Here is a 17342-nt window from a genome sequence, read left to right as displayed (position 1 = left end):
GAGGGGCTGGACGCAGGAGCGCGTGGCGGGGTTGGCCGCTGCACCTCGTCGCACATCTCGGCTCTTGAAAATGGTCGAAGGAAACCAACTCGACGGATCTCAGCAGCACTTGACAGCGCATTCGGCACATCGCAGGCAGGCACGTTCAAGCACAAGGCAAGCGATGTGAAGTACAGCGCCCTGCTGGAAGGGTTCGCCGAGTTCGTCATCCAAGAACGTCGGGCCGTTGAGCTGCGGCTCTTTGAGCTCGGAATCGTGCCGGGCTTGTTGCAGACGAAGGAGTACGCGGCGGCCATCGCGGCGGGCGCTGTGCGCCGGAGAAGCATCACTCAGGACCAGGCGGACGAGCGAGTGCGCGTGCTCATAAACCGTCAGGCGGGCATGCGCCGGGAACCGCCGCCCTTGGTCCATGTGGTCATGGATGAGAGCTGCATCCGTCGGATCGTGGGTGGGGCTGCTGTGATGGCGGCTCAGCTTGACCGCCTGATTGAGTTTGCCGACGAGCCCACCGTGAGGCTCCAGATCGCCCCGTACCAGCTCGGGGAGGACCGGGCGTTCGATCTTCCGGTGTCGATTCTGACTCTGCCGGACCGATCGCTGATCTCGTACGCCGAGAGCGCACACCAAGGGCGTTTGGAGCGGGATGCCAGCGCTGTGACGGCCGAGTTGGCGGCCTACTATCAGCTGCAAACGCATGCCCACTCACAGGCGGACACGGTGGCGATGATCCGCGAGCTACGGAGGCAACTATGACCCTCGACTGGTTCAAGTCCAGCTACAGCAGCAACGGCGGACAGTGCGTCGAGGTATCCAACAGTGTGCCCGGCACCGTCCCCGTTCGCGATTCCAAGGACCCGGAGGGCCCCGCTCTCGCCTTCCCCTCGGACGCATGGCAGTCGTTCGTGACGGCCGTCCGCTCCGGCGAGTTCGGCGACGTCTGACCGAGACGGGGGCTTCCGGAGGTGGAGCATGGCCAGGCGTGACTACGAGGAGAATCCGAACGCCCCCGAGGCGAACTCGCTGGTCCCGGCCGTGTCGGTGGTCGTGGTCGACGACGCGGGTGGCGCTTCGGGGCGATCCCCGTGGTGGACTAGTGCCGCATCAGGCAACGTTCGCCCTGGTGACGACCTCGCGTAGGCGCTCGTCGGCGGCGTGCTTGTTCCGCCAGATGATGTAGCGGCGGATCATGCTGCCCTGTTCCTTGTGGCTGGCATGGTCAGTGCCGTCGAGGGCGAAGTAGCGCAGGGCGGTGAACTGGGCCTCGATCCGGTTGAGCCAGGAGCTGTTGGTCGGGGTGTAGGCGATCTCGACGTTGTTCGCCGCAGCCCACACTCCGACCCGCTGACACCGCCTCGTCGTCAGGTGCGGCGAGTAGTTGTCACAGACGACCGCAATGCGCACGTCCGCCGGGTGCAGCGAGCGCAGGTAGCGACAGAACTCCAGGAATTTCGACCGGTTCTTCGTCTTCTTGATGTGCCCGTAGAGCTGGTCCCTGCCGAGGTCGTAGGCCGCGAACAGGTGCCGGACGCCGTGCGGTCGGGTGTAGGTCGCCCGCCGCCGGGGTCTGGGCTCGCTCTCGGGGTCCTTGTGGCGGCCGCCGCGCTCGGCCCACTGCCGGCCGGGGTGGGGCTGGAGGTTGAGCGGCCCGAACTCGTCCAGGCAGAACACGACTTCGGGCTCGCCCTCCTCGGGTATGACTTCGCCGTCGGCGATCGCGTAGAGGTGCTCGACCCGCGCCTTCTTGGCGGCGTAGTCGGGGTCACGGGAGGCCTTCCAGGTCTTCACACGTTGAAACGAGACGCCCTCCTCGCGGAGCAGAACCCGAAGGCCCTCGTGGCTGATGTCGTCGACCACCCCCTCGGCGATCAGAAAGTCGGCCAGCTTGGCCAGGCTCCAGGTCGAGAAGGGCAGGCCGTGCCCGGCCGGCTTGGATTTGGCGATCTTCTTGATCTCCCGGCGCTCGGGCAGCGTGAACGTCCTCGGCCGTCCGCCCTTGTACTTCGGGTAGAGCGAGTCGAAGCCGTCGGCGTTGAAGTTGTGGATCACGTCACGAACCCGGTCCGCGCTGGTGAATGTCACCTCCGCGATCTTCGCCACGGGCATGCGCTGGGCGGACAGCAGCACCATCTGAGCCCGCCGCCAGGTCACCACCGACCCGGTGCCCCGGCGGACGACCCGCAGCAGCCGTCTGCCCTCGTCGTCATCGATCTCCCGGACCTGCACGCGTTCAGCCACGTGATCATTCTGACGGTCCGGTGCCGCCCGGCTGCTGGGCGAGTCGTGATTACGACGCTGTTCCGCTTCGCCAGGCTCGGCGGGTCGTGATTTCGCGGTTGACATACCTCGCGATTATCAGCACAACGACGAGCAAGTAAGCCACCATCACCCACCCTGTCACGCCCGTCCAGCCCTCATCCGAAGAAGAGACCAGCAGGACGGCCCTTACATAGCAACCGATGCAGAGGGCCGCGACAACGTATCCGGCCGCTCGCAGGACATGACCGGAACGCGGCTTCAGCATCGCGGTCATTAGCAGGATGGGCACCTGCGCAGCGAGCCAAATGATTGGCCAGACAAGTCCGGCGATGAACAGGCAGCTCGGGACTGAGAATACGGCAGCCCCGAACAGCGTTATCAGGAGGCGGAACCGCTTGACGGGTTCGCTCTGCTCGGCGCTGGTGCTGTGGACGGTGACTGGTGCCGGCTGGGCAGGCAGCTTGCGCCGGGGGCGAACCGACCGGGGGCCGGCGGGTGCAGCCGCGTGCGGCTGTGCGAGGTGGTGCAGAGTTTGGGCGAGGACGTTGGCGTCCGTGTGGCGCTCGGTGGGGTCTTTCTTGAGCAGGGTGAGGATGAGGTTGTCCCAGGCTCTGGGGATTCCCGGGGCGACCGAGCTTGGCGCGGGCGGCTTCTCTGTGAGGTGCGCGGTGAGGTAGCCGATGGTGTCGGGGGCCTGGAAAGGCAGGCGGCCGGTGATCAGCTGGTAGAGGAGGCAGCCCAGGGCGTAGAGGTCGCTGCGCGGCTCCGGGAATCCGCGTGCCTGCTCTGGGGCCATGTAGGGCGGTGTACCGATGATGAAGCCGCTCTCGGTGAGGCGGGCGTCGGTCGGATCGACGGCGCGTGCGATGCCGAAGTCGAGGACTTTGGCGGTACCCGTCGGGGCAATGAGGATGTTGGACGGCTTGATGTCCCGGTGCATGATTCCGGCGGCGTGCGCGGCGGCCAGCGCATGGGCGATCTGTTCGCCCCAACGAGCGGCATCGGCCAGACTGGCGGCGCCCCGACGCATCAGTGTGTCGAGACCCTCGCCCCTGACAAGTTCCATGACGAGGAAGGGAACGCGGTCCTCCCCTTCACCGTGTTCGCCGAGGTCGTGGATGGTCACGATGTTGGGGTGCTGGAGGCGGGCGGTGAGCCGGGCTTCGCGCAGGAACCGAGCCCGCGCCTCGTAGCCCCGGCTCCCGTTACCGGTGAGCAGGGAGATGACCTTGACAGCTACGGGCCGGTCCAACGTCTCATCTTGGGCCTGCCACACCTGCCCCATGCCACCTTGGCCGAGCTCACGCACTAATCGGTACCGCCCGACGAGAAGCTTCGCATCCTCTGCCATGACTCCCCCAATAGCTCGTCAACTCGGTCACCTTACTGAGGCTCTCCGGCCGCAGGGAACGGTGCGTGACGGCGGCTTTGGATCACTTCCGGGCCTGGGAACCGGACGACCGGCCACAACGAGGCGAAGGCTGCCTGATGCGGCACTAGCCACCGTTCGCTGTTCGACTCCCTCGTCACTTCCGGGCGTTTGTACGCTTTGTGGGCTCGGCCGTGGTCGGATCTTCGGGCCAGGGGTGGCGGGGGTAGCGGCCTCTCAAATCAGCACGGACGGCGTGGTAGCCGTTCTGCCAGAATCCCTCAAGATCACCGGTGATGGCGGCGGGGCGGCCGGCGGGGGAGAGCAACTGCACGGTGAGGGGGACTCGGCCGCCGGCCAGGGCGGGGGCCGCCTTCCAGCCGAAGAGTTCCTGCAACTTGACGGCCAGCACCGGGCGTTCGGTGCTGTAGTCCACCCGTATCTTCGAGCCGCTGGGCACCGTGATGCGCTCGGGTGCCAACTCGTCCAGGCGGCCGGCCTGTCCGCTGGCCCAGGGGAGCAGGCGTTGCAGGGCGGCCGTCGTGTCGATCCGGGCGAGGTCGGCGCGGCGGCGGGCGCGGGAGAGTTCGGGCTCCAGCCACTCTTCGGCCCGCTCCAGGAGCGCCTCGTCGGAGACGTCCGGCCACGGGTCGCCGAGGGCAGCGTGCAGGAAGGCGAGGCGTTCGCGCAGGTTCCCCGTGAACGTGAGGAGCGTGCCGACGCCCTCGCGGGTGAGGCCTTCGAGGATGGCGGCGCGGACGAGGGCGCGATCGGGACGGGCCAGCGGCTTCTCGGCGAGTTCGATGGCGCCGAGGGACTCCACCCGGCGGGCGGTGACCTCGTCGCGCCGGGTGTCCCAGTGGACCTCTTCGCGCGTGCTGAGCAGGGACGCGCCTGCGAGCAGGGCGGTCTCCTCATCGAGTGCCGCGGCGTGCAGCACCCGCGCCGAGTGCGCCCCCGCGGGCCGGTCGGCGACCGCGACGGCGAGCCAGGGCACGGCGCCGAGCACCGTGCCCGGGGCGAGTTCGGCCGCCGTCCCCGAGGCCATCAGGTACGGGCTGCGCTCGCCGGGGGCGGGTCGCTCGACCCTCGCTCGGGCGATGCGTTCAGGGAACGCCAGCGCGACGACGAGGCCGACGGCGGTCGCGTCGGGCAAGGCGGTGGCGGGTTCGTCGGAGGTGGCCCGCTGCAGCCGGTGGACTTCGTCCCGCCAGCGCCCGGCGTACGGGTCCTTGGCGGACCGAACCGTCCGCCACACCGCGCCGAGGTCGTCGCCCAGCGCACGCGGCGGCTCCTCGGAGAACAGGGCGACCACTTCGGCGGCCCGGCGGGCGCCCACGGCGGGAGCGCCGTCGACGAGGGCGCGCCCGAGCCGGGGGTGCAGCCCGGTGCGGGCGAGCCGGACGCCGCGGTCGGTCGCCCGGCCGTCGGCGGAGACAGCCCCGAGGGCGAGCAGGGTTTCCCGAGCGGCGGCCATCGCCCCGGCGGGCGGGGCGTCGGGGAGGGCGAGGCCGATGGCGTCCGGGTCGCCCCAGCAGGCGGCCTGGAGAGCGAAGGAGGTGAGGTCGGCGAGGGCGATCTCGGGGGTGGGGAAGCGGGCGGCGCGGGCGTCCTCGGCCTCCTGCCAGCAGCGGTAGACGGTGCCCGGGGCTTCGCGCCCGGCCCGTCCGGCGCGCTGGCGGGCGGCGGCGAGCGAGGCCCGTACGGTGACCAGCGCCGCGAGGCCGCGGGCGTGGTCGGTGCGCGGCTCCCGGGCGAGCCCGGCGTCGACCACGACGCGCACACCCGGCACGGTGAGCGAGGACTCGGCGACGGCGGTGGCGAGCACGACCCGCCGCCCCTCGGACGGAGTGAGCGCGGCGTCCTGGACGGCCTGCGGGGCGCGCCCGTGCAGTTGCAGCACTTCGGCCGCCACTCCGCCCAACTGGCCGGCGACCCGGGCGATCTCGCCGACGCCGGGCAGGAAGCAGAGCACGTCCCCTTCCCGCTCGCTCAACGCCCGCCGTACCGTCGCCGCGACGTGGTCGAGCAGCGCGAAGTCCACCCGGGTGCCGTGTGCGGGCCGGACGGCGCGCGGTGGCGGTGCCCAGACGACGTCCACCGGGTGGGAGACCCCGTGGGCTTCCACCACCGGGGCGCCGCCGAGGAGTTCGGCCCAGGCCTCGGTGTCGGAGGTGGCCGAGGCGCAGACGAGGCGCAGTTCGGGCCGCAGCGCCGCCCGGACGTCCAGCAGGAAGGCGAGCGCGGTGTCGGCGTCCAGGTGGCGTTCGTGGCACTCGTCCAGCACCACGACGTCCACGCCGGGCAGCTCCTGGTCACGCTGGAGCCGTTGCAGCAGCACGCCGGTGGTGACCACCTCGACGACCGTCTCCGGCCCGACCCGGCGCTCGCCGCGCACGGTGTACCCGACCTCGCGGCCCACGGAGGAGCCGAGCAGCCAGGCCATCCGCCGGGCGGCGGCCCGGACGGCGAGCCGGCGCGGCTCGGCGACCAGGACGCGGCGAACCGGTCCGGTCTCCAGCAGCCCGGCCAGGGCGAGCGGCACCAGGGTGGTCTTGCCGGTGCCGGGCGGCGCGGCGAGGACGGCGGTGCCGTGCTCGTTCAGCGCGAGGGCCAGCGCGGGCAGGGCGGCGCGGACGGGCAGGTCGCGCCAGGCCGGGTTCAGCGAGGCCGGGGTCGGCGAGGCCGGGTTCAGCGAGGCCGGGGTCGGCGAGGCCGGGTTCAGCGAGGCCGGGTTCGGCAAGGCGTCAGCCCCGCTCGGTGACGAAGATCGCGGTGCCGGGGATGAGCCGCCCGCGCAGCGGGGACCAGCCGCCCCACTCCTGCTCCAGGGCGGCCGGCCACTCGGGCTCGACCAGGTCGACCAGCCGGAAGCCGGCGGCGACGAGTTCGCGGACCCGGTCGCCGAGGGTGCGGTGGTGCTCGACGTAGGTGGCGCGGCCCTGCTCGTCCTGCTCGACGTACGGGGTGCGGTCGAAGTAGGAGGACACGGCGGTGAGGCCCTCGACGCCGGGCTCGTCGGGGAAGGCCCAGCGGATCGGGTGGGTCACCGAGAACACCCAGCGTCCGCCGGGCCGCAGCACCCGGTGCACCTCGCGCATCAGGGCCTCGGTGTCGGCGCTGAACGGGACGGCTCCGTACGCGGAGCAGGCGAGGTCGAAGGCGCCGTCGGCGAAGGGCAGGACGGCGGCGTCGGCCTGGACGACGGCGACCGGGGTGACGCCGCGGCCGAGGTCGATCCGGCGGGAGTGCTGGAGCTGGCGGTGGGAGATGTCGAGCGCGACGGGGCGGGCGCCGCGGCCGGCCAGCCAGCGCGAGCACTGGGCGGCGCCGGCGCCGATCTCCAGCACGTCCTTGCCCCGGACGTCGCCGAGCAGGCGGGCGTCGGCCTCGTCGAGGCCCTCGGGGCACCAGGTGAAGCGGTCGTCGCCGAGGAATTCGCCGTGTTCGTCCTGGTACTCGTCGGCGTTGCGGTCCCACCAGTGGCGGCTGGCCCGGCTGCTCTCCCCGACGCCGGCCTCGCGCCGCACCGCGTCGTCGTCGCCCTCGTCGTAGCCCTCGGCACCGGCCTCGGTCTCGGGCGCGAGTTCGACGTCGGCAAGATCGTCCAAGGAGGACTGGGGGGTGGTGGCCACGGTGACAATGCCCATCGCGTAGGGTATGGAGTGCGGAAGCGCCGCTGCCGCGAACCGGCCCGAGAGGGTCCGGATCCTGGCGGTGGCATCCGGGGAAGGGCCCCTCTGCGGGCGCCGCCGCGAGGCGCGCAACCGTGAGGATATGGCCTGATCCGTACCAGGCTCCACCGTCTTGTCTCTCTTGGCGTTGACCGTGCCTGGCCGTCCCCGTATGCTACAAGTTGCGCTGCGGGCCTGCGCGCCTCGGACGGAGCAGGTCGCGCTCGCATTCTGTCGAAGACCCCCACGGTCGCAAGACGGACGCCGGTTTTCTCGCTGTGCGGGAAGTTCCGGTGGGCCGTGTCTTGGGCTGTCCGGCTTTTCGGTGGGAGCGATACGGGCCCTCCGCGTGGCATTACCTACGACTTCATGTCCGTACCGGAGCCCTTTTCCTAATGACGAGCCCCACCGACTCCTCCATCAGCACCACCCCGCAGGTCGCGGTCAACGACATCGGCGACGCGGAGGCCTTCCTCGCCGCCATCGACGAGACCATCAAGTACTTCAACGATGGCGACATCGTCGAGGGCGTCATCGTGAAGGTCGACCGTGACGAGGTCCTCCTCGACATCGGTTACAAGACCGAAGGCGTCATCCCGTCCCGCGAGCTCTCGATCAAGCACGACGTTGACCCGCACGAGGTCGTCGCCGTCGGTGACAACATCGAGGCCCTGGTTCTCCAGAAGGAGGACAAGGAGGGTCGTCTGATCCTGTCCAAGAAGCGCGCTCAGTACGAGCGTGCCTGGGGCACGATCGAGAAGATCAAGGAAGAGGACGGCATCGTCACCGGTACCGTCATCGAGGTCGTCAAGGGTGGTCTCATCCTCGACATCGGCCTCCGGGGCTTCCTCCCCGCCTCGCTGGTCGAGATGCGTCGCGTCCGCGACCTCCAGCCCTACGTGGGCAAGGAGCTCGAGGCCAAGATCATCGAGCTGGACAAGAACCGCAACAACGTGGTCCTGTCCCGCCGTGCCTGGCTGGAGCAGACCCAGAGCGAGGTCCGCCAGACCTTCCTCACCACCCTGCAGAAGGGCCAGGTGCGCTCCGGCGTCGTCTCCTCGATCGTCAACTTCGGTGCCTTCGTGGACCTGGGTGGCGTCGACGGCCTGGTGCACGTCTCCGAGCTGTCCTGGAAGCACATCGACCACCCGTCCGAGGTTGTCGAGGTCGGCCAGGAGGTCACCGTCGAGGTTCTCGACGTCGACATGGACCGCGAGCGCGTCTCCCTGTCGCTGAAGGCGACCCAGGAGGACCCGTGGCAGCAGTTCGCCCGTACGCACCAGATCGGCCAGGTCGTCCCGGGTAAGGTCACCAAGCTGGTTCCGTTCGGTGCGTTCGTCCGCGTGGACGAGGGCATCGAGGGTCTGGTCCACATCTCCGAGCTGGCCGAGCGCCACGTGGAGATCCCGGAGCAGGTCGTCCAGGTCGGCGACGAGATCTTCGTCAAGGTCATCGACATCGACCTCGAGCGTCGCCGCATCAGCCTGTCGCTGAAGCAGGCCAACGAGGCGCTGGGTGCCAACCCGGCCGAGGTCGAGTTCGACCCGACCCTGTACGGCATGGCCGCTTCGTACGACGACCAGGGCAACTACATCTACCCGGAGGGCTTCGACCCCGAGGCGAACGACTGGCTGCCCGGCTTCGAGAAGCAGCGTGAGGAGTGGGAGCGCCAGTACGCCGAGGCGCAGACCCGCTTCGAGCAGCACCAGGCCCAGGTCATCAAGAGCCGTGAGGCCGACGCCCAGGCCGCCGAGGAGGGTGGCGACGCCGTCGCCGCCGCCGCCGGTGGTTCCTACTCGTCCTCCAGCGACGAGGGCTCCGGCGCCCTGGCCTCCGACGAGGCCCTGGCTGCCCTGCGCGAGAAGCTGGCGGGCGGCCAGAGCTGACGCTCTCGCCTCCTACTAGCTGACAGCTGGTAATTGGGCCCCACCCGGATTTCCGGGTGGGGCCCAATTCGTTTTCCCGGGTGACTTTTGCACTTTGCAACTGATGTGTTCTTTATGTGAAGGCAAGTGTGAGAAGGGGCTCATTGCCCTTCTATAGGCCGGAGTTCGGGTTGCACCTACATTGAGTGGAACTGCCCGAAAGGCTCCTTCATGCGCAAACCCTCCTCCGCCGCCCCCGACGCCGTGGTCGGCGGCCGGCTCGCGGCACTCGGCCGGTTCTGCTTCCGCCACCGCCGCTGGGTGCTCGGCTTCTGGGCCGTCGTCCTGGTCGTCGGGGTCCTGATCGGGGGCCGGGTGTTCGAGGGCTCGGTGGCCGGGGCCTCCTCCGCCACCGCCGAGGCCGACCGGGGCGGCGCGGTGGTCGCCGCGGTCGACCCGGCCAAGGGCACCGTCACCGCGGTGGTGGACGGCAAGCCGGTGGACGATCCGGCGGTCAGGGCCGCCGTCGAGAAGGCCACCGCCGAGATCACCGGACTGCCCGGGGTCTCCTCCGCCCTCGACGCGTACGGCTCCGGCCCGGCGCCGGCCGCGCTGCGCTCCGCCGACGGGACGGCGAGCCTGGTCACCGTACGGCTGGCCGACACCGCCACCTCCGCCCAGACCGACGCCGTCACCCAGCGGCTGGCCGCGCTGGACGGCGCGGGCGGCGCGCACGTGACCGTCGGCGGGGACCTGGTGCTGCAGGACGAGGTCAAGAAGCAGACGGAGAAGGACACCCGCTTCGGCGAGATGGTGACGCTGCCGCTCACGCTGGTCGTCATGGTGCTGGTGTTCGGCGGGCTCGCGGCGGCCTCGCTGCCGGTGATCGGGGCGGTCGCCTCGGTGGGCGGTGCGCTGCTGGCCATGTTCGGGTTCAGCAAGATCATGGACATCGACACCAGCGTGCTGCCGATCGCCACCGTGCTGGGGCTCGGACTCTCGATCGACTACGCGCTGCTCATGGTGAATCGTTTCCGCGAGGAACGCGGCCACGGCGCGGGCATCGCCGCGGCCGTCGAACGCACCGCGGCGACCGCCGGGCGCACCGTGGCCTTCTCCGGACTGACCGTGGCCGTCGCGCTGTCGGGCCTGTTCGTCTTCACCAGCCCGGTCCTGGGAGCGGTGGCCGCGGCCGGGGTGAGCGTGGTGGTGATCGCCGTCGCCGCCGCGCTCACCCTGATCCCCGCGCTGCTCGGCTTCGCCGGCTCGCGGATCAAGACACCCACCGCGCCGGTGCCCGACGAGGGCTTCTTCAGCCGGACCGTCCGCCGGGTCCGCAAACGGGCGGTTGCGGTCGCGCTCGCCTGCACCGCGCTGCTGATGGCCGCCGGCGCGCCCTTCCTGCACGCCGAGATGCGCAACTCCGGCGCCGCCGTACTGCCCGCCTCCTCGGCCGGGCGGCAGGTCGCCGAGACCGTCGACCAGCGCTTCCCGCAGGTCGCGGCCGCGCCGATCACGGTGGTCGTCGAGGGCGGCGCGGCGGTGGCGCAGGCGTACGCGGACGAGGTGGTCGCCAAACTTCCCGGGGTCAGCGGGGTCCGGGCGGTGAGCCCGGTGAACGACGCGGTCTCCACGATCGACGTGCTGGTGCACGGCGACCCGCAGGGCGGGCAGGCCAAGCACGTGGTGGAGGAACTGCGGGCCGACCGGGGCGGGCTGAAGACCTACGTCACCGGCGGCGCGGCCTCGGTGGTCGACTTCCAGCAGGAACTGCTCTCGCGCGGCCCGTGGGCGCTCGGGCTGGTCGCGGTCGGGACGCTGGTGCTGCTGTTCCTGATGACCGGCTCGGTGGTGATGCCGGTCAAGGCACTGCTGATGAACCTGCTCTCGCTGGGCGCCTCGCTCGGCGCGCTCACCCTGGTGTTCCAGGACGGCTGGTTCAGCGGGCTGCTCGGCTTCAGCCCGACCGGCGGCCTGGAGACCTTCATCCCGGTGCTGGTCTTCGCCTTCGCCTTCGGGCTGTCCATGGACTACGAGGTGTTCCTGCTCGCCCGGATCAAGGAACTGCGGGACAAGGGGCACAGCTGTACCCGGGCGGTGGAGCTGGGCGTCCAGCGCAGCGGCCGGATCATCACCTCGGCGGCGCTGCTGATGGTGATCGTCTTCGCCGGGTTCGCGCTCGGGGACATGCTGATGGTCAAGCAGATGGGCATCGCCCTGGCCGTCGCCGTCGCCGTGGACGCCACCCTGGTGCGCTGCCTGCTGGTGCCCGCCGCGATGAGCCTGTTCGGCGAGTTCAACTGGTGGGCGCCCGCGCCGCTGCGGCGACTGCACCGGCGGTTCGGGCTGAGCGAGCACGTCGACCTGCCGGAGATCCGGCCGGCGGCGGTCATCCCGACGCCGCGGGCGGCGGAGGGGGAGTCGGTGGCCGGGGAGCCGGTGGACAAGGGCCTGGTGAAGGTCTCCTAGTCCGAGGGTCAGCTGGTCCGAGGCCCAGCTGGGCCGAAGCTCAGCGCAGGCGGTCCAGCAGGGCGACGGCGCCGCGCAGGCGGGCCCGTTCCTCGGGGGTGAGACGGGCCTCGATCGCGGTGGCGATGTGGTGCTCGCGGCGGGCGCGCTGGTCGAGCAGGGCGGCGCGGCCGGCCGCGGTGACGGCGATGAGCTGCTTGCGGCCGTCGGTGGGGTGGGGCTGCTGGGCGACCAGGCCCGCCTCGGCCATCAGGGCGACGGTGCGGGCCATCGACTGGTGGCGGACGCGCCGGAGGTCGGCGAGTTCGGCCACGGTGCAGGAGCGTTCGTCGCGGACCAGCAGGCCGAGCACCGCGGCCTGGTTCGGCGGCAGGTCGTCGCTGTCGCGCAGGGCGCGGACCAGGCCGCCGAGGGCGGCGCGCAGGTCGGCGGCGAGTTCCAGGGTGTCCGGGTGCGGGGTGCCGGGGGTGCCGGTGTCGGGGGCGTCGTTGGGCATGGGAGCAGTCTATCCGGAATTTCCACAGCACTGCTGTACAGCTTTGCTGTAGTGTTTTGCCATGCGAATCACCAAGTTCGGACACGCCTGCGTACGCGTCGAGCACGGCGACACCACCGTCGTCGTCGACCCCGGGGTGTTCACCGACCCCGCCGCCCTGGCCGGGGCGGACGCCGTCCTGATCACCCACGAGCACATGGACCACTTCGAGGAGTCCCGGCTGCGCGCCGCGCTGGAGGCCGACCCGGCGCTGCGGGTGTGGACCAACAGCACCGTCGCCGCCCAGCTGGAGGGCGTCGCGCAGCGGGTCACCGCGGTCGGCGAGGGCGACGCCTTCGAGCTCGGCGGGCTCGGCGTCTCGGTGCACGGCGAGTGGCACGCGGTGATCCACCCGGACATGCCGCCGGTCAGGAACATCGGCTTCCTCTTCGACGGCCGGCTCTTCCATCCCGGCGACGCCTTCACCGTGCCGCCGCACGCCGTGGACACCCTGCTGCTGCCGCTCGCCGCGCCGTGGAGCAAGGCCTCCGAGGTGGTCGACTACGTCCGGGAGGCGGGGCCGCGCCGGGCCGTGCCGGTCCACGAGGCGGTGCTCAGCCCGGCCGGGTTCGCCGTGCACAGCCGGCTGGTCGGGCCGGACGGGCCGGGCACGGGCGCGGAGCTGGCGCTCCTCGGGGACGGGGAGAGCCTGGAGCTGGGCTGACCGGCTGAGGCCGTGGGGGCTGCCGAGGCTGCGGGTCCGGTCGCCCGGTGCTGTCGGGTCCGGTGGTGCGCCGGTAGCCTGGCGCCATGCTGAAGATCGGACTGACGGGTGGCATCGGGGCGGGCAAGAGCGAGGTGTCCCGGCTGTTCGCCGCGCACGGCGCGGTGATCGTGGACTCCGACGTGATCGCCCGCGAGGTGGTCGCCCCCGGGACGGACGGTCTGGCGGCCGTGGCCGCCGAGTTCGGCCCGGGGGTGCTGCGGGAGGACGGCACGCTGGACCGCCCGGCCCTCGGGGCGATCGTGTTCGCCGACCCCGAGCGGCTGAAGGCGCTGAACGCGATCGTCCACCCGCTGGTGCGGGCCCGCTCCGCCGAACTGGAGGCCGCCGCCGCGCCCGACGCCGTCGTGGTGCACGACGTGCCGCTGCTGGCCGAGAACGGGCTGGCATCGCTGTTCGACCTGATCGTGGTGGTCGACGCGGCCGACGAGGTGCGGCTGGACCGGCTGGTGCGGCTGCGCGGGATGGCCGAGGCGGAGGCCCTGGCCCGGATGGACGCGCAGGCCTCCCGGGTGGACCGGCTGTCGATCGCGGACCTGGTGATCGACAACGGTGGCGGGCTGACGGAGCTGACGGCCCGGGTGGACGAGGTCTGGGCGGAGCTGGCGGAGCGCGCGGCGGCCTGAGCCGGGCCTGAGCCGGGGGCCGTGCGAGGCCTTCGGGGTTCAGGTGGCGGGTACGGCTCGCGGGGCGCCGAGCGGCAGCCGGGCCCGGACGGCGAAGCCGCCCTCCGGGGTCGGTCCGGCGTGCAGGGTGCCGCCGAGGTCGCCGGCCCGGGTGTGCATGCCGGTCAGGCCGTGGCCGCCGGAGGGCAGCCCCGGGCCACCGTCCGGCCCGGTGCCCCTCGGGCCGGCGCCGCCCGTGGGGGAGTTGACCACCGCCAGGCGCAGCCCGTCCGGCCGGACCTCGACGGTGACGGCCACCTCGGCGGCCGGGGCGTGCTTGTGCGCGTTGGTCAGCGCCTCCTGGACGATCCGGTAGGCCGCGTACTGCACGGCGGGCCCGGGCGCGGCCGGCCCGTCGGCCGGGCCGGTGACGGTCAGTCCGACCGCGAGGCCGGCCTGCCGGGACTCCTCGACCAGGGTGGGCAGGCCGCGCAGCGAGGGCGCCCGGTCGGCGGGCGTGGTCAGTACGCCCAGCAGGCCGCGCAGTTCGGTGAGCGCCTGCAGGCCGAGGGCGCGGATCAGGCCGAGCGTCTCCCGTACGGCGGTCGGGTCCCCGGCGTGGGCGACCTGGGCGGCGCCCGCGTGCAGGGTGATCAGCGAGACCCGGTTGGAGACCACGTCGTGCATCTCCCGCGCCAGCCGGGCGCGTTCGGCGGCCGTGGCGCGCTCCCCGGCGTGCCGGCGGGCCTCCTCCAGCAGCCGGTTGCGTTCGCCGAGGAAGCGGTTGCGCTCGGCGAGCACCCGGACGGTGTGGGCGCGGCCGTGGGTGGCCAGCCCGAGGACGAGCGGAACCGCGCCGAAGACCAGCGGGTCCTCGACCAGGCCGGCGAGCGAGGAGGGGGTGCCGACGTCCCCGAGGTCGAAGGGGACGAGCAGCCGCAGCTCGGCCGCGGCCGCCAGGGCGCACAGCGGCACCGTGCCGCCGCGCCGCGCCGCCAGGCCGTACAAGGCGATGGCGAGCGGGAGCTGACCGCTCAGCAGGGTGGCCGCGGTGACCGCCGCCGGGTGCCGGCGGCGCAGGGCCAGGGCGAGGCCGCCGAACGCCATCAGGGCGGCGTTGACCGGCGGTGAGACGGTCGGGCCGAAGTCGGGGTCCTTCGCGGCGAGCGGGACGAGCACCAGCAGGACCAGCGCGGTCGGTCCCAGGGCCCGGACCGGGCGGGGCAGGCGCAGCGGCGGGCCGAGCAGCGGGGCGTCGGGGTCGGCGACCGACGGGTCGGTGGGCTGCTGCATGAGGGGAATGGTTCCACAGCGCGGTGCGGCCGGGACGGTCTCCGGAGCGAGTGGCCGGGAAGGGACTGTCGAAGAGCCGCCGGTGGGGGAGAGCATGGCGGGATGAATGATCGTTTTCAGCCGGAGCAGCACCCGGCCGAGCAGCACCCGAGCGAGCAGGACGGCACCGAGCACCACCCGGCCGGGGCGCCGGTCGTCACCGGGCCGCCGGCCGTCGAGCGGCTGGCGCGGTACACCCGCGCCGAGCAGGAGGAGGTCCTCGGCCCCGGGGCCGACCCGTACGGCGTCGCGTACACCGGGCTGACCTTCCTGCCCAAGGAGATCCACTTCGGGCTCCGGGCCGCCGACGGCCGGCTCGTCGCCCACACCGGACTGCTGCCGCTGCCGCTCACCGCCGGCGGTACCGACCTGGTGGTGATGGGCGTCGGCGGGGTCTGCGTGGCCCCCGACCGGCGTGGCGGCGGCCTCGCGCGCACCGTGGTCGGGGCCGCCCTGGACCACGCGCGCACGCTCGGCCACCGGCACGCGCTGCTGTTCTGCCGTCCACCGCTGGCCGCCTTCTACCGGGGGATGGGCTTCCGGGAGGTGGCGGAGGAGGTGACGGTGGAGCAGCCGGAGGGGCGGCTGGCGGTGATGCCGCTGCGCACCATGTGGGCGCCGCTGGCGGCGGGCGCCGGGTGGCCGGAGGGGCCGGTGCGGCTGCGGTCGCTGCCGATGTGAGGCAGGGTCGGGCGGTGTCGGCCGGGTCGGGCGGTGCCGGCCGGGTCAGGCAGCGACGGCCGGGTCAGGCGGTGACGGACCAGGCGGTGTCCGCGTGGGCCACGGCGGCGCCGGCCAGCGCGCGGATCATGGCGTGCGCCCGGGTGCCGTCGCCGGACAGCTCGGGCTGGAACAGCGAGGCGAGGAAGAACGGGTGGTCCTGGTCCGACAGCTCCAGGATCCGCACCTCGCCCGACTCGTCGGCGCCGCTGAACCGCAGGCCGTGGGCGCGCAGCCGGTCCAGGTAGGCGGCGTTGAGACCGTACGCGCAGTGGTAGCGCTCCTGGGTGCGGGTGGTGCCGAGGACGCGCTCGGCGAGGCTGCCCGGGGTGACGGTGACGGCGCCCTCGTGGCCGACCAGCGAGCAGCTCAGCGGGGCGATCACCTGCTGTTCCCGGTCGGGGTGCTCCTCGGCGTGGACGGCGTCGGTCAGGCCGCAGACGTCGCGGGCGTACTCCAGCACCGCGTGCTGGAAGCCGGCGCAGGTGCCGAGGAAGGGGATGCCGCGCTCGCGGGCGGTCCGGACGGCGGCCAGGGCGCCGGCCTCGCTGCGGTACGGGCTGCCGGGGAGCAGCCAGATCGCGTCGAAGCCGTCCAGGGCGCCGGGCTCCCCGGCGTTCTCGGTCGGGATCCAGTAGGCGTCCAGGACGAGCCGGTCGTGCTCGGCGAGGGCGTCGAGCAGGCCGGGGATGCGGGCGTGCGAGCGGACGGCGGGGGAGCGGTCGCCGACCAGGGCGATCCGCGGGGTCAGGTAGGTCATGCGGCTATCCTGACCCCGCACCCGAGATCAGCGCCAACGATGATTTCTTACCTCTCGATCAGATCGGTTGATGACCGCCGTGGATCCCCAGCAGCTGCGCACCTTCGTCACCGTCACCCGTGTCGGCTCCTTCTCGGACGCGGCGCGGGAACTCGGCTACACCCAGTCCGCGGTCTCCCAGCAGATCGCCGCGCTGGAGGCGGACCTCGGCACCGCCCTCCTGGTCCGCCGCCCGGTCGGCCCGACCGAGGCCGGGCGGCGGCTGCTGGAACACGCCGCGCCGCTGCTGGTCCGGCTGAAGGCGGCGCGCGCCGACGTCGCGCGCCTGGCCGGTGCCCCGAGCGCCCGGCTGGTCCTCGGCGCCACCCCGCTGGCGGTCGGGGCGGCGCTGGGGCGCGCGCTCGGCGAGGTGCGCCGGGCGTACCCGCGGGTGGAACCGGTGGTCCGGGTCCTCGCCCAGGACGTGCTGCCCGCCCAGGTCGCCACCGGCGAGGTCGACCTCGCCCTGATCGACGGCCTGGCCGCGCCCAGCGACCCGCTGCCGCTGCCCGAGGTCGGCCCGCTGCGCACCGTCGCGGTGGCCGAACGGCCGGTCGCCGTCGCCCTGCCGGCCGGCCACCCGCTGGCCGGCCGCGGCGGCCTCGCGCTCGCCGACCTCTCCGCCGCCCGCTGGCTGGACGCCCCCGACCTCACCCCGCCGGTGGCCCGGCTGCGCGCGGCCACCGGCGTCGACGGCTTCCGGCCCGCCACCCGCTACGAGGGCACCGACCTGCACGGGCTGCTCGCGCTGGTCGCCGCCGGGCACGGGCTGACGCTGCTGCCCGAACCGCTGCCGGCCGGGGTGCCCGGGGTGGCGTGCGCGCCGATCGCCGCGCCCCGGCTGGTGCACCGCACCGAGCTGGTGCACGGCAGCCTGCCGGAGGGGCCGGCGGCGCTGCTGGCGCGGCTGCTGGGGGAGGGCGGTGGCGGGGCGGCTTGAGGCGGGGCGGTGTGGTGCGGGTCGGCGTGCTGCGGAGGGCACCCGGATTTCCGG

General features: G+C 72.6%; 15 protein-coding genes. 8 read left to right on the top strand and 7 right to left on the bottom strand.

Features of this window, described 5'->3' with window-relative positions; genetic code table 11:
* Together ACYP53_RS30815 and ACYP53_RS30810 are read left to right on the top strand one after the other, a co-directional pair.
* Positions 1–753 (top strand): DUF5753 domain-containing protein (locus ACYP53_RS30815; protein ID WP_459649780.1); only part of this gene is annotated, 753 nt, incomplete at its 5' end.
* The gene (locus tag ACYP53_RS30810; RefSeq protein WP_459649779.1) at positions 750–941 is read left to right on the top strand and encodes a DUF397 domain-containing protein; all 192 of its coding nucleotides are present in this window, start codon (positions 750–752) and stop codon (positions 939–941) included. The genes ACYP53_RS30815 and ACYP53_RS30810, both read left to right, overlap by 4 nt.
* Before the next feature lie 160 nt (positions 942–1101).
* Here ACYP53_RS30810 and ACYP53_RS30805 read toward each other — a convergent pair whose 3' ends face one another.
* From ACYP53_RS30805 to ACYP53_RS30790, 4 genes are all read right to left on the bottom strand, one after another.
* Positions 1102–2235, bottom strand: coding sequence for an IS630 family transposase (locus ACYP53_RS30805; RefSeq protein WP_459649778.1), 1134 nt, complete (start codon positions 2233–2235; stop codon positions 1102–1104).
* 49 nt (positions 2236–2284) lie between these two features.
* Entirely contained in the window at positions 2285–3607 is a 1323-nt protein-coding gene (locus tag ACYP53_RS30800; protein ID WP_459649777.1) for a serine/threonine-protein kinase, read from the bottom strand.
* 175 nt (positions 3608–3782) lie between these two features.
* The gene (hrpB, locus tag ACYP53_RS30795; protein WP_459649856.1) at positions 3783–6290 is read right to left on the bottom strand and encodes an ATP-dependent helicase HrpB; all 2508 of its coding nucleotides are present in this window, start codon (positions 6288–6290) and stop codon (positions 3783–3785) included.
* A gap of 82 nt (positions 6291–6372) precedes the next feature.
* Positions 6373–7275: a class I SAM-dependent methyltransferase gene (locus ACYP53_RS30790; protein ID WP_459649776.1), complete on the bottom strand. Its 903-nt coding sequence runs from the start codon at positions 7273–7275 to the stop codon at positions 6373–6375.
* A 419-nt stretch (positions 7276–7694) separates the two neighbouring features.
* Between ACYP53_RS30790 and rpsA the strand changes: the two genes are divergently transcribed.
* Both rpsA and ACYP53_RS30780 read left to right on the top strand, forming a co-directional pair.
* A complete protein-coding gene (rpsA, locus tag ACYP53_RS30785; protein WP_189914965.1) occupies positions 7695–9185 on the top strand; it encodes a 30S ribosomal protein S1 in 1491 nt (496 codons plus the stop codon).
* 210 nt (positions 9186–9395) lie between these two features.
* Complete coding sequence (locus ACYP53_RS30780; RefSeq protein ID WP_459649775.1) at positions 9396–11633, top strand: MMPL family transporter; 2238 nt, start codon at positions 9396–9398, stop codon at positions 11631–11633.
* A 40-nt stretch (positions 11634–11673) separates the two neighbouring features.
* On the opposite strand, the gene ACYP53_RS30775 is transcribed toward ACYP53_RS30780, so the two are convergent.
* Positions 11674–12129 (bottom strand): MarR family winged helix-turn-helix transcriptional regulator, encoded by a 456-nt coding sequence (locus tag ACYP53_RS30775; protein WP_189914961.1) that lies wholly within the window; start codon positions 12127–12129, stop codon positions 11674–11676.
* A 61-nt stretch (positions 12130–12190) separates the two neighbouring features.
* Between ACYP53_RS30775 and ACYP53_RS30770 the strand changes: the two genes are divergently transcribed.
* Positions 12191–12832, top strand: coding sequence for an MBL fold metallo-hydrolase (locus tag ACYP53_RS30770; protein ID WP_189914959.1), 642 nt, complete (start codon positions 12191–12193; stop codon positions 12830–12832).
* Positions 12833–12918: 86 nt separating this feature from the next.
* Positions 12919–13518 (top strand): dephospho-CoA kinase, encoded by a 600-nt coding sequence (gene coaE, locus ACYP53_RS30765; RefSeq protein ID WP_459649774.1) that lies wholly within the window; start codon positions 12919–12921, stop codon positions 13516–13518.
* A 39-nt stretch (positions 13519–13557) separates the two neighbouring features.
* On the opposite strand, the gene ACYP53_RS30760 is transcribed toward coaE, so the two are convergent.
* Complete coding sequence (locus tag ACYP53_RS30760; RefSeq protein ID WP_459649773.1) at positions 13558–14790, bottom strand: sensor histidine kinase; 1233 nt, start codon at positions 14788–14790, stop codon at positions 13558–13560.
* Between the two features lie 102 nt (positions 14791–14892).
* Between ACYP53_RS30760 and ACYP53_RS30755 the strand changes: the two genes are divergently transcribed.
* Positions 14893–15510, top strand: a complete 618-nt coding sequence (locus ACYP53_RS30755; RefSeq protein WP_459649772.1) for a GNAT family N-acetyltransferase — start codon at positions 14893–14895, stop codon at positions 15508–15510.
* 64 nt (positions 15511–15574) lie between these two features.
* On the opposite strand, the gene ACYP53_RS30750 is transcribed toward ACYP53_RS30755, so the two are convergent.
* A complete protein-coding gene (locus ACYP53_RS30750) occupies positions 15575–16309 on the bottom strand; it encodes a CTP synthase C-terminal region-related (seleno)protein (protein WP_189914951.1) in 735 nt (244 codons plus the stop codon).
* A 70-nt stretch (positions 16310–16379) separates the two neighbouring features.
* On the opposite strand from ACYP53_RS30750, the gene ACYP53_RS30745 reads away from it, so the two are divergent.
* Positions 16380–17288, top strand: coding sequence for a LysR family transcriptional regulator (locus tag ACYP53_RS30745; protein WP_459649771.1), 909 nt, complete (start codon positions 16380–16382; stop codon positions 17286–17288).
* The last annotated feature ends 54 nt before the right edge of the window (positions 17289–17342 follow it).

The organism is Kitasatospora sp. Ki12 (assembly GCF_054601375.1).
The sequence above is the reverse complement of the archived record's forward strand: the minus strand, read 5'-3'. Positions and strand labels throughout refer to the sequence as shown.